At 43.7% G+C, this 13,360-nt stretch carries 10 protein-coding genes and 1 pseudogene; 8 read left to right on the top strand and 3 right to left on the bottom strand.

Annotated features, from left to right (window positions below):
* Window positions 1–2 precede the first annotated feature (2 nt).
* The 6 genes and pseudogenes from rpsL to rimI all read left to right on the top strand — a co-directional run bounded on the left by rpsL (window position 3) and on the right by rimI (window position 6,312).
* Window positions 3–377 carry a 30S ribosomal protein S12 gene (rpsL, locus tag AC4MDD_RS14220; protein WP_002050319.1) on the top strand — a complete coding sequence of 125 codons (375 nt, stop codon included), beginning with the start codon at window positions 3–5 and terminating at the stop codon, window positions 375–377.
* 177 nt (window positions 378–554) lie between these two features.
* A complete protein-coding gene (rpsG, locus tag AC4MDD_RS14215) occupies window positions 555–1,025 on the top strand; it encodes a 30S ribosomal protein S7 (RefSeq protein WP_004694929.1) in 471 nt (156 codons plus the stop codon).
* A gap of 130 nt (window positions 1,026–1,155) precedes the next feature.
* A complete protein-coding gene (gene fusA, locus AC4MDD_RS14210) occupies window positions 1,156–3,291 on the top strand; it encodes an elongation factor G (RefSeq protein ID WP_491881911.1) in 2,136 nt (711 codons plus the stop codon).
* A gap of 93 nt (window positions 3,292–3,384) precedes the next feature.
* The gene (gene tuf, locus AC4MDD_RS14205; RefSeq protein WP_004694925.1) at window positions 3,385–4,575 is read left to right on the top strand and encodes an elongation factor Tu; all 1,191 of its coding nucleotides are present in this window, start codon (window positions 3,385–3,387) and stop codon (window positions 4,573–4,575) included.
* Window positions 4,576–4,867: 292 nt separating this feature from the next.
* Window positions 4,868–5,749: pseudogene (locus tag AC4MDD_RS14200) on the top strand (metal-dependent hydrolase).
* Between the two features lie 104 nt (window positions 5,750–5,853).
* Entirely contained in the window at window positions 5,854–6,312 is a 459-nt protein-coding gene (gene rimI, locus AC4MDD_RS14195; RefSeq protein WP_279733745.1) for a ribosomal protein S18-alanine N-acetyltransferase, read from the top strand.
* A gap of 29 nt (window positions 6,313–6,341) precedes the next feature.
* Here the strand turns inward: rimI and AC4MDD_RS14190 are convergent, their stop codons facing one another.
* The 3 genes from AC4MDD_RS14190 to trxB all read right to left on the bottom strand — a co-directional run bounded on the left by AC4MDD_RS14190 (window position 6,342) and on the right by trxB (window position 8,950).
* Window positions 6,342–7,157, bottom strand: a complete 816-nt coding sequence (locus AC4MDD_RS14190; RefSeq protein WP_491881910.1) for an arginyltransferase — start codon at window positions 7,155–7,157, stop codon at window positions 6,342–6,344.
* A gap of 21 nt (window positions 7,158–7,178) precedes the next feature.
* Entirely contained in the window at window positions 7,179–7,910 is a 732-nt protein-coding gene (gene aat / locus AC4MDD_RS14185) for a leucyl/phenylalanyl-tRNA--protein transferase (protein ID WP_491881909.1), read from the bottom strand.
* A gap of 86 nt (window positions 7,911–7,996) precedes the next feature.
* The gene (trxB, locus tag AC4MDD_RS14180; protein WP_004694912.1) at window positions 7,997–8,950 is read right to left on the bottom strand and encodes a thioredoxin-disulfide reductase; all 954 of its coding nucleotides are present in this window, start codon (window positions 8,948–8,950) and stop codon (window positions 7,997–7,999) included.
* A gap of 295 nt (window positions 8,951–9,245) precedes the next feature.
* On the opposite strand from trxB, the gene AC4MDD_RS14175 reads away from it, so the two are divergent.
* Entirely contained in the window at window positions 9,246–12,338 is a 3,093-nt protein-coding gene (locus AC4MDD_RS14175) for a DNA translocase FtsK (protein WP_491881908.1), read from the top strand.
* Window positions 12,339–12,395: 57 nt separating this feature from the next.
* The gene (locus tag AC4MDD_RS14170) at window positions 12,396–13,301 is read left to right on the top strand and encodes an AEC family transporter (RefSeq protein ID WP_078389441.1); all 906 of its coding nucleotides are present in this window, start codon (window positions 12,396–12,398) and stop codon (window positions 13,299–13,301) included.
* The last annotated feature ends 59 nt before the right edge of the window (window positions 13,302–13,360 follow it).

The raw sequence follows: 13,360 nt of genomic DNA, 5'->3' as shown, positions 1-13,360 counted from the left end.
AAATGGCAACAACAAATCAGTTGATCCGTAAGGGTCGTACGACTTTAGTTGAAAAATCTAAAGTTCCTGCGTTGAAGGCTTGTCCACAACGTCGTGGTGTTTGTACACGTGTTTACACAACTACACCTAAAAAACCTAACTCAGCAATGCGTAAAGTTTGCCGTGTGCGTTTAACTTCTGGCTTTGAAGTTTCTAGCTACATCGGTGGTGAAGGCCACAACCTACAAGAGCACAGTGTTGTTCTTATCCGTGGTGGTCGTGTTAAAGACTTACCAGGTGTACGTTACCATACCGTTCGTGGTTCTTTAGACTGTGCTGGTGTGAAAGATCGTAACCAGTCTCGTTCTAAATACGGTACTAAACGTCCTAAGAAATAATCTTTCGAGATTAACCTCTTAGTTCGCTAGAACTGCAATCCTTTATCGTCTCGCTTGTCTGATTTCTGCATTAATTTTGTGAAATTCAAGCGACGTGTAGTAAGGCCAGCGAAAGCACATGACACTTTGTGCTACGGCTGGATTAACCTGAAGTGTCATATATATAGGTAGTTTAAAATGCCAAGACGTCGCGTAGTTGCTGCTCGTGAAATCCTTCCGGATCCTAAGTTCAGCAGCCAAACAATCGCTAAATTCATGAACCACGTAATGCAAGATGGTAAAAAATCTATTGCTGAAAGTATCGTTTACGGTGCTTTAGACCGCGTTCAAGAAAAAAACAAAGTAGACCCAGTTGAATTTTTCGAGACTACTCTTGAAAAAGTTCGTCCTATGGTTGAAGTAAAAGCACGCCGTGTTGGTGGTGCTACTTATCAAGTACCTATGGAAGTACGCCCATCCCGTCGTACTGCTCTAGCTATGCGTTGGTTAGTAGATGCTGCTGCTAAGCGTTCTGAAAAAACTATGGCTTTACGTCTTGCTGGTGAGTTGCTTGATGCAGCTGAAGGTAAAGGCGCAGCGGTTAAAAAACGTGATGACGTGCATCGTATGGCTGAAGCCAACAAAGCATTCTCTCACTACCGCTTCTAAGCGACTAAAACAGCCCCTATTCAGGAGGGTGATAGCTTGGCTTACGCCAAACTGTCATCGAATCGCTTTAAGCTGTTCGTCAGCTTAAAGCGCCTGTTTTAAACAACAAAATTTAGGAATGCAAGAAATCATGGCTCGTCAAACCCCAATTTCTCGTTATCGTAACATTGGTATTTCTGCGCATATTGATGCGGGTAAAACCACAACTACAGAACGTATTTTGTTCTACACAGGTGTATCTCACAAAATTGGTGAAGTACACGACGGTGCAGCAACAATGGACTGGATGGAGCAAGAGCAAGAACGTGGTATTACCATTACTTCTGCTGCTACGACTACATTCTGGTCAGGTATGTCTAAACAGTTCCCTGAACACCGTATCAACGTAATTGATACACCGGGACACGTTGACTTCACAATTGAAGTTGAACGTTCTATGCGTGTTCTTGATGGTGCGTGTATGGTTTACTGTGCTGTAGGTGGTGTACAACCTCAGTCTGAAACTGTATGGCGTCAAGCGAACAAATACCAAGTGCCTCGTTTAGCATTCGTGAACAAGATGGACCGTACTGGTGCAAACTTCTTCCGTGTTGTTGAACAAATGAAGACACGTTTAGGTGCAGCTCCTGTACCTGTAGTAATCCCTGTTGGCGCTGAAGAAAACTTCCAAGGCGTAATCGACTTGATCGAAATGAAAGCGATCATTTGGGATGAAGCTTCACAAGGTATGCAGTTCGAATACGGTGAAATCCCGGCTGAACTTCTAGCTACTGCTGAAGAATGGCGTACAAACATGGTTGAAGCTGCTGCTGAAGCTTCTGAAGAGCTAATGGACAAATACCTAGAAGAAGGCGAACTATCTAAAGAAGATATCATTGCTGGTCTACGTGTTCAAACTTTGGCTTGTCAAATTCAACCAATGCTTTGTGGTACAGCGTTCAAAAACAAAGGTGTTCAACGTATGTTGGACGCAGTAATTGAATTCTTACCGTCGCCTACAGAAGTTAAAGCGATTGAAGGTGTTCTTGACGACAAAGCTGAAACTAAAGCGATTCGTGAAGCATCTGACGAAGCTCCGTTCTCTGCGCTTGCGTTCAAAATCATGAACGACAAATTCGTAGGTAACTTAACTTTCGTACGTGTTTACTCTGGTGTTCTTAAACAAGGTGATTCTGTTTATAACCCAGTTAAATCTAAACGTGAACGTATCGGCCGTATCGTGCAAATGCACGCGAACGATCGTCAAGACGTTGAAGAAATTCGTGCGGGTGATATCGCTGCGTGTGTAGGTCTTAAAGACGTAACTACGGGTGATACACTTTGTGATGAGAAAAATGTCATCACACTTGAGCGTATGGAATTCCCAGAGCCAGTAATTGCATTGGCTGTTGAACCAAAAACTAAAGCTGACCAAGAAAAAATGTCAATTGCTTTAGGTCGTTTGGCTAAGGAAGATCCATCATTCCGCGTTCGTACTGACGAAGAGTCAGGTCAAACAATTATTGCTGGTATGGGTGAACTTCACCTTGACATCATTGTTGACCGTATGAAGCGTGAATTCGGTGTTGAAGCAAACATTGGTAAACCAATGGTTTCTTACCGTGAAACGATCAAGAAGACAGTTGAACAAGAAGGTAAATTCGTACGTCAAACTGGTGGTAAAGGTAAATTTGGTCACGTATACGTACGTTTAGAGCCAATGGATCCTGAATCAGAAAAAGATTACGAATTCGTTGAAGAAGTTGTTGGTGGTGTAGTTCCTAAAGAATTCTTCGGTGCTGTGGATAAAGGTATCCAAGAGCGTATGAAGAATGGTGTCCTTGCTGGTTACCCAGTTGTTGGCATCAAAGCTACATTGTTTGACGGTTCTTACCACGATGTCGATTCGGACGAATTATCGTTCAAAATGGCAGGTTCTTACGCATTCCGTGACGGTTTCATGAAAGCAGATCCTATCTTGCTTGAACCGATCATGAAAGTTGAAGTAGAAACTCCAGAAGACTACATGGGCGATATCATGGGTGACTTAAACCGTCGTCGTGGTATGGTTCAAGGTATGGATGACTTGCCTGGCGGTACTAAAGCAATTAAAGCTGAAGTTCCACTTGCAGAGATGTTTGGTTACGCGACTCAAATGCGTTCTATGTCTCAAGGCCGTGCAACATACTCTATGGAATTTGCTAAATATGCTGAAACTCCACGTAACGTGGCTGAAGGCATCATTTCTAAATTCCAGTCTGGCGGTAAAAAAGGTGACGACGAGTAATCTTTCGATTACTATAAGCCCAAACTAATTCATAGTTAAAAACCAAGTGCTCATGCAGTGATCCTGCATGAGTAGTTTAAAAAGGAAGATCTCATGGCTAAGGCTAAGTTTGAACGTAATAAGCCACACGTTAACGTGGGCACAATCGGTCACGTTGACCATGGTAAAACAACTTTAACAGCTGCAATTGCAACTGTATGTGCGAAGAAATTCGGTGGCGAAGCGAAAGACTACGCTGCAATTGACTCTGCACCAGAAGAAAAAGCACGTGGTATTACAATTAATACTTCACACGTAGAATACGATTCTCCAACTCGTCACTACGCACACGTAGACTGCCCGGGCCACGCCGATTATGTTAAAAACATGATTACTGGTGCTGCTCAGATGGACGGCGCGATCCTTGTATGTGCTGCGACTGATGGTCCAATGCCACAGACTCGTGAACACATCCTTCTTTCTCGTCAGGTTGGTGTACCTTACATTCTTGTATTCCTTAACAAGTGTGACCTTGTTGATGATGAAGAACTTCTTGAATTAGTAGAAATGGAAGTTCGTGAACTTCTTTCTACTTATGACTTCCCAGGTGATGACACTCCAGTTATCCGTGGTTCAGCTCTTCTTGCACTTAACGGTGACGCTGGTCAGTATGGCGAAGAAGCAGTTGTTGCGCTTGTTGACGCGCTTGACACTTACATTCCAGAGCCAGTACGTGCAATCGACCAAGCATTCTTAATGCCAATCGAAGACGTATTCTCTATTTCTGGTCGTGGTACAGTAGTAACTGGCCGTGTAGAAACTGGTATTGTGAAAGTAGGCGAATCAGTTGAAATCGTTGGTATCCGTGATACTCAAGTAACTACAGTTACTGGCGTAGAAATGTTCCGTAAACTTCTAGACGAAGGCCGTGCGGGCGAGAACTGTGGTGTTCTTTTACGTGGTACTAAGCGTGAAGACGTACAACGTGGTCAAGTACTTGCTAAACCAGGTACAATCAAGCCGCACACTAAATTCGATGCAGAAGTATACGTACTTTCTAAAGAAGAAGGTGGTCGTCACACTCCATTCCTTAACGGTTACCGTCCACAGTTCTACTTCCGTACAACTGACGTAACTGGCGCGATCAAATTACAAGATGGCGTTGAAATGGTTATGCCTGGTGACAACGTAGAAATGTCAGTAGAATTAATCCACCCAATCGCAATGGACCCAGGTCTACGTTTTGCGATCCGTGAAGGTGGTCGTACAGTTGGTGCTGGTGTAGTTGCTAAAGTAACTGCATAATCATCTGATTGTGTGAAAAAAGCGCTCCTTTGGGGCGCTTTTTTTATCTATTCATTTTACTAAGCAAGTAATTATTCTCGGGCAAGATACAGCATGCTTTAGTGTTCATCCTAAAAATAGCGTAGAACATTACGCACACTAAATTGTCTAACAATCCACCCTGAAAACTGTCCTAAACTGATATTTTGCTGACCCTAACTGCACTTATGGGCGGAGCCCAATCACGTAAGATAAAAAGACGAAAACAACTATAAGCAGTGGATGTCTTTAGGATATTCATAGGAGCAGAAAGATGAATGCAAAGGTAAAAATCACCAACCGTACGGGCGCGAGTTTCCCTGTACGTCGGATGAACTTTGAGTTTGAAAGCGTACCTGAATATTGGATGAATGGTTCAGCTGGACTGACCCATTTTATGACTGCGCTGTCAGCACTCTTTCCAGCAGGTGAAATGTTTTTTATCGATAGTGTTCGTGCGGTCAGACAGCATCCCTCGATTAAAGACAATGCCGAATTACAAAAAGAGATTTCAGCCTTTATTGGTCAAGAAGCGATGCATACGCAAGAACATGAAGGTTTTAATGTGTCTGCGCAAAAGTATGGGCACGATGTTGCGACACTTGACCGCTATACCGACCGTGCAATTCAAACCACACGTAAAGTGTTTGCTTTTCTCGGCAAGCCTGTGGGTATTACTCAAGAGATGGTGGATTTAACAGCAACCACCGCGCTGGAACATTTTACTGCAACCATTGCCTCTCAGTTGTTGGTCAATAATCACATTCAAGAGCTAATGAGCGATGAAACCATGAAAACCATGTAGTTATGGCATGCCATTGAAGAAAATGAGCACAAAGCTGTGGCTTATGATGTGTTTGAGGGAGTTTTTGGAAAGGGAATCAAATCCTATCTACTACGAACGGGATCACTGGTTGCAGCCATGGCTATTTTATTCTGCGTGCAGTCGTATTTTGTATTTCGTTTATTACAGCAAGATAAACAACTGAACAGGGCTGCGCTGAAGGATATTTATACCTATGCATATAGTCCATCGAAAGGAATTATTACAGGGATGGCACGTGAAATGATTATGTACTTTAAACTGGGTTTTCATCCTAATCATCACGACACCGACGCTTTACTTGAGAAGTGGAAGCTAAAATTAGGTTTTTAAGCAGTTTTGGCTCTTTGAGCGATGTAAATCGCTCTTTTTTTTGTACGGTTTTTAGCACAAATTTTTTATACTGTGACATCCACATTTTAGAAAGATAAACGAAGATGATTCGTTTAATGCAAGCTGCGGACTTAAGCCAAGTTGCGCAGATTGAAAATTTAGTTCAAACCCATCCTTGGAGCCTACAACAGTTCCAAGAGTCCATGCAGTCTTATCACAGTACCGTGATTGAACAGGCAGGACAGGTGGTAGGCTTTTGTATCCTCCAGCCCGTTCTTGATGAGGCCAATTTATTGTTGATGGCCATTCATCCAAGCCAGCAAGGTAAAGGGTTGGGGTATCAGCTATTAGATGCGTCACTGGCACAACTCAAAAACAACCCGCTACAGGTATTTTTAGAAGTCCGTGAGAGCAATCAAGCAGCCATTGCCTTGTATGAAAAGTCCGGTTTTCATCAAATTGATTTGCGTAAAAATTATTATCCTAAACCAGATGGTGGTCGTGAGCATGCCATTATTATGGTGAAATCGTGTAGTGATGACTTTTCCGAGTTATTTAAATAAGAGAACAGTTGAGCTTCTGTGTGACGCCATTATTTAATAATGGCGTTATTCCACCCCGAAGGTAGGGTGGTCATTAAGGAGTTTCCCAGTTGCTGCACTTCCTCGCTGCTCAGACTATGATTGAGTCTGCGCCACTGACCATCAATCAGCAACTCTAGCGGTAAATACTGCGATTTGTAGTTCATTTTTTCTGAGTGCGGCACCCAATAGCCCAAATAAACAAACTGCAAAGTGCGTGCTTTGGCGAGCTCGATTTGTTTTAAAATGGCGAAAGTCCCCAGTGAGCGTTTGTTTTCATCGGGATCAAAAAACGTATAAACCGCAGATAAACCATCATCTAGAGGATCACAGGTCGAAACACAGATGAGCTGGTCTTCTTTCCACAGTTCTAAGAAAAAGCTCTCGGTACAGCTATGCACGAGGAATTTATCAAACTGATCGCGACTAGGTGGGAACATGTCTCCATCGGCATGGCGTTTAAAGATATAACGCTCGTATAAATCATAATGCTTTTTGGTGGCATCCGCAGTGCGGGTAATTTTTAAAGTGAGGTCTTGATTGCGTTTCCATGCTTTTTTTTGACTGCTATTCATTTTAAATTCGCGTACAGGTACGCGGCTAGATAGGCACTGTCGACACAGATGACACTCTGGGCGGTAGACAAAATCACCACTCCGGCGAAAACCTACGCGAGAAAGTTCGGACAGCGTGACGACATCAATACGATGCGCTGGATCGAGAAACACCATCCGAGCTGACTTTTTTTCTAAATAGCTGCAGTCATGTGGCGGCGTGATGTAATACTGTAAATCATTCAGTAGGGACTTCGGGTGATACGAATTCATGATAAATCCCTCTATTATTCTTTATTCAGTCAGTCGCGCATTTTGCGCTATTGTTTTACTTGAAAATACACCCTCCTGATACATTTTCCAATCGATAGCGGGTTGATTTACAACATCTTGTAACGATTTTAAGTAGGTTTGCCGAGAAAGTGTACAAGCACCAAGGCTTAAAAGATGATCATTGACCAATTGGCAGTCGATCCAAGGTAGCTTATTTTCACGTCCAATCAACATCAGCGTATAAAATGCCATTTTTGAGACATCCGTTTCGGTGCTGAACATGGACTCCCCAAAACAGCCATGTCCAATGCTGACGCCGTATAATCCACCAACCAAGCGTGTTTGATCCCAAACTTCAACGCTATAGCCATAACCAGCATCAAACATTGCACAGTAGCCATCTATAATGTCTTCGCTGATCCACGTGTCATCAGCGTAGCTACGTGGTAGTGAGCAGGCACGGATCACCCGTTCAAAAGCTTGATTGATGGTGATGCGATAATCCTGCTTTTTCATGCTACGAATGAGGGTTTTGCTGGGCTGATAATCCTGCGGACGTATGATGCAACGTGGCTCGGGGCACCACCAGCAAATGGGCTCACCTGTTGAGAACCATGGAAATAAACCATGGGTGTAGGCTTCAAACAGGGTAGAAGGGGAGAGGTCTGCACCGATACAAATTAAGCCTTCACCTTCGGGGTCAACTTCAAGCGGATCGGGAAAGATATACTCAGAAGGCGGTAACTGCTGCATAGTGGTGTGTATACATGATAAAAAATGACTTTAAGATCATACATAAAAAAACCGCCTATGGAAGGCGGTCTTTTTCAAGGCTTAGATTATTCGCCTAAAGCATCCAAATATTTTTCTGCATCTAGCGCAGCCATACAGCCAGAACCTGCTGAAGTGATCGCTTGACGATAAACACTATCAGCAATGTCACCTGCTGCGAATACTCCAGCGACAGAAGCAGCTGTGGCATTACCAGATGTACCGCTTTGAACTTGGATATAGCCATCACGTAAGTTCAATTGACCATCAAACATTGCGCTGTTTGGTTTGTGGCCAATTGCAACAAACAAACCTTGGACATCAATATCTTGTGTAGATTCGTCTTGAGTTGATTTTAAGCGAACTGCGGTTACACCCGTGTTGTCACCTAAAACCTCATCCACTTGGTGATTCCAAATGATGCTGATTTTGCCTTCTTTTTCCTTTTCAAATAAATGATCTTGAAGGATCTTTTCAGAACGCAATGAATCACGACGGTGAACCAAAGTCACATGCGATGCAATGTTAGACAAATATAGTGCTTCTTCAACGGCAGTATTACCGCCACCCACAACCATGACTTTTTGGTTTTTATAGAAGAAACCATCACAGGTTGCACATGCGCTCACGCCTTGGCCCATAAAAGCAGCTTCAGACTCAAGACCTAAGTACTGAGCGGTTGCACCTGTGGCAATAATCAGTGCATCACAAGTGAACTCATCCATGTCACCTTTGAGTACAAAGGGACGTACAGAAAGATCGACTTCATTGATATGATCGTAGATGATTTCAGTACCAAAGCGTTCAGCATGCGCTTGCATACGTTCCATCAGTGCAGGACCTGTTAAGCCTTCAGGGTCACCTGGCCAGTTATCCACTTCAGTCGTTGTCGTTAGCTGACCACCGAGTTGGATACCCGCAATCAATGTAGGCTTTAAGTTGGCACGCGCAGCATATACCGCAGCGCTGTAACCCGCAGGGCCTGAACCGAGAATAATCAAACGTGAGTGACGAGCGCTCATACGTAGAATCCTTTTTTTATTTAGAAATTTGTGGAATTATACGTGAAACTCTATAACAGTTGTGTGAGTTCAATGTCGATATTATTGATCAATCAAATCGATTTGAGCTATATAGAAGAAATATGCGGTGTAGAGCGGGAAAAAGTGGAAAAATCATCTGCTCGCTATACATAAAGCATTTAAGAATAGTGCATCTTTTTATAAAGAAGAGGTGCATAATATGACGTTTATTGTGAAACTTTTGCTTTAGGTTTCGAACAAAAACATTAATGAAGAATTTGTTACAGGACAGTATATGACTGAGGTGTCGGGTGCTTATGCACAGCGCTTATTAATGACATTATTTTTAGTCTCGTTTGGCATTTATTTGTTCCTTGCTACCGTGACCTATACCCCATTTGATCCGGGCTGGATGCATATATCAAGTGATACCTTGCAAGTCTCGAATGCCAGTGGCGTTGCTGGGGCGTGGATTGCTGACTTACTGTTCGGTTTTTTAGGCTGGGCAAGTCTACTTATTCCTGTGTTTTTGTTCATTGAAGCCATTCAAGTCTGGTGGCCGCATAGTTTTTTAAACCGCCCATTTCGTTATGCTGCACAATTCTTTATTTTGCTTGCAACCGCCAGCTTACTGTTCTTGTTTTGGAAAGTTCCAGCGGACACTTTAGACAATGCCTCTGGCGGCATTATTGGTTATGAACTGGGACAAAGTTTGTCGCAGATTTTAACCATTTACGGTGCAACCTTATTTTTGGTCGTGTTTACCGTGGTCTTATTGACCTTGGCTTTCGGTATCAAATGGAACCGTACTTTCGCGACCCTCAAAGCAACTCCTGCATATTTACAAGATTTATTTTACCGCAACGTACCTGAAAGCGAGTCTGCCTTTGATCGTACGACGCCAAGCGTCAAAAAAGAAGTGATTGCAACGGCACCGAAAAAGGGTATTGAAGCAACGGAATTGGTCGAGGCGCCAGTAGCCGTGCAAGAGGCATCAGTTAAAGCACCTCAGCGCGACTATTCAGCAGAGCATTTGTTTAATGACATGGTGGCCAAAGAGCAACGTGTTCAAGAACAACAGGTGGATGTGGATGATGAGGTAGAGCTTGAGCGGACTATAGAAAAAGCGCACCAATTAGAACAAGACAGTCAGCGCGTGGTAGCGACAGGGGAAGTGTGGCGTGCATTAAACTCAGGTGAAGATCAACGTCATAAAAATGATATTGATGCTTTACTTCGTGCTGCCGAAGAAGATCGCCCATTTAGCCCAGAACAACATTTTCAAGCAGGGGTTCAAGATCATACAACCCCAATTGCTGATCCTCATTATTTCCAAGACGATGCCCCTGCACAGAAGAAAAATGTTGATTGGGATGATGATGAAATCTTTGACGAGCTGCTTGCTGCCGTACCCAATGGTAAAACAGCAACGGATGTTCACAGCCCCTTCAATACGCCTGAAACTGTGTCTCATTTACATGTGGTTGAAGATCCAATTGCGGTAGCCGAGGTTGCAACTTTAAGTGCTGCTGCAAGTCCCGTTGCATTACAACCAGCGCCGAGTGGAATTGCAAAAGCACAGCTCGATGAGTTGGATGATTTAGACGAATTCCTTGCTGAAGATTGGTCGGAGCAGAAAGTTGCTGCTTCAGATGTACGGACCAGCAGTAGCTATGCGCAGTCATCTGCTTTTGTACAAGCACCTATTCAGCATCACAATACCGTAAGCACAAGTGCTACAGTGGCTGTAGCCAAAGAAGTTTTGTCCAAAGAAGCGTTTATTGAAGCATGGCAGGACACTGCTGGAAAACCGCAAGAAGAAGACTTCGATTTTGATGCGCCACTGACGGATGCATCAGGCCGTCCAATGTCGTTGTCCATGCAAGTAGCAGAACGTCGTCGTGATTTATCACCGCTGCCAGGATTAGACTTACTGGATGAAGTTGACGTCAATAAAAAAGTCAATTTCACTGCTGAACAGTTAGCGCGTTTATCTGAATTACTTGAAATTAAACTACAAGAGTTCAATGTCAAAGCCAAAGTGGTCGAAGCGCAGCCAGGGCCTGTAGTAACTCGTTTTGAATTGGATTTAGCACCGGGCGTGAAAGCCTCTAAAGTGACCAATATTTCCCGTGACCTTGCGCGTTCAATGTCCATGGCATCTGTACGTGTAGTTGAAGTCATTCCGGGTAAACCGTATATCGGGATTGAAGTGCCGAATAGCACACGTGAAATGGTGCGTTTAATCGAGTTGTTGACCATTCCTGCTTTTACCGATCCGAATAGCATTCTTTCGATGGCAATGGGCAAAGATATTTCCGGGAATCCTGTCATTGCTGACTTAGGTAAAGCCCCGCATATGCTGGTTGCAGGCACCACAGGTTCAGGTAAATCGGTGGCAGTGAACTCGATGATTTTATCGATGTTGTTGAAATATACGCCGAATGAGTTACGTTTAATTTTGATTGACCCGAAACAGTTAGAACTTGCTAACTATAACGATATTCCACATTTGCTCACCCCAGTTGTGACTGATATGAAAGATGCGGTCAGTGCATTGAACTGGTGTGTGAATGAAATGGAACGTCGCTATAAGCTGATGTCTTTCTTAAAAATTCGTAAGCTAGCGGACTATAACCGTAAAGTGGAAGAAGCGATTGCCAATGGCGAAGAGCTGATTGATCCGACCTGGAAAGCAAGTGATTCGGTTGTCGGTGAGCGTGCACCACGTTTGACCCCATTACCATCGATTGTGATTGTGGCGGACGAGTTTGCCGATATGATTATGCAGGTCGGTAAGAAAGCTGAAGAAATGATTACCCGTTTGGCACAAAAGTCACGTGCCGCAGGCATTCACTTGTTACTTGCAACGCAGCGTCCATCGGTCGATGTAATTACGGGTCTGATTAAAGCCAATATCCCAACACGTGTGGCTTTACGCGTGAACTCAAAAATTGACTCACGCACGATTTTGGATGCTGGTGGGGCGGAAGACTTACTGGGTCATGGTGATATGTTGTTCTTAGGCCCGGGTAAAATTGAACCTGAACGTGTACATGGTGCCTTTATTGCCGATGATGAAGTGAACCGCATCTGTGATGCTTGGCGTGAACGTGGCTCGCCAAATTATGTTGATGAAATCTTAACGCCATTTGATGAAGAGCCAAGTTCTCGTGGCTTTGAAGATGGTGATGGCGATCCAAACCGTGATGCACTTTATGACCAGTGCGTATCCTTTGTATTGGAAACACGCAAGGTTTCGGTGTCCTCGCTACAACGTAAGTTTAGTTTGGGCTATAACCGTGCCGCGCGGATTGTCGACCAAATGGAAGAAAATGGGATCGTGAGTGCGCAAGGTGCGAACGGTAAGCGAGAAATTTTAGTTTAAAAGGAAAGCCTGCGGATTGCAGGCTTTTTCTTAATCATTCAGTTTAGGCATCCAGTCATGCAAATTATTGATGCATTAATTCCATTGGTAGTACTCATTGCCATGGGGTATGTATTAAAGCGGTATCGCTTTTTAACGGTGGAATTTTGGCAAGGCGCTGAAAGACTGAATTATTGGATTTTGTTTCCTGTTTTGCTGTTCAGTAGTCTAGCCACCGTTCATTTTAATGTCGGGCAAGTCCTGCCAGCGCTTGCTGTGGTCTTTACTGTGACCTTGCTGATGAGTGTCGTGCTGTGGGTATTAAAAGCGGTGTATGGTACACCTGTGGCGCAATTTGGCGTCTATTTACAGAGTCATATTCGCTTTAATACTTATATTGGTTTGACCAGTATGGCTTTGATTTTTGGTGCTGCGGGGATGCAAGTCTTTGCCATGATTATTGCCTTTGTCATTCCTTTGGTGAATGTACTGTCCGTACTTGGTTTTTCTCAAGGGCAGGGACTGTCTTATAAAAATATTGCGTGGTCGGTTGCGAAAAATCCGCTGATTCTGGCCTGTCTTGTCGGGATTATTTTTAATTTTTCAGGTATGCATTTGCCCGAGAGCATCAGCCAATCTTTAAAGCTGGTAGTAGGGATGAGTCTCCCACTTGGGCTATTGTGTGTGGGCGCAGCACTACAGTTTAATGCGCTAAAATATGCTGGCCGAGCGCTGATTCTGAATACCTTTGGGCGTTTAATCTTGGTGCCTATTTTAGCCTATGTAGGCTGTCTTTTATTTGGTTTAGCAACATTTGAAACCATGATTGTAGTGGTATTCTTCTCGCTCCCAACGGCTTCAGCAGCCTATGTCCTGACCAAATATTTTCAAGGGGACAGTCAACTCATGGCAGCAATCATTAGTTTGCAAACTTTGTGTTTCGGTTTGACTTTTCCACTTTGGATGTGGTTTTTACAGTCATAAAAAATGCCAGTCTCCTAGGAATGAACTGGCATTTGTAGATCATGCGCATTAAGCAGATC

The organism is Acinetobacter sp. CAU_H_29a_1 (assembly GCF_058599505.1).
This window is presented reverse-complemented; position numbering and strand designations above follow the sequence as displayed.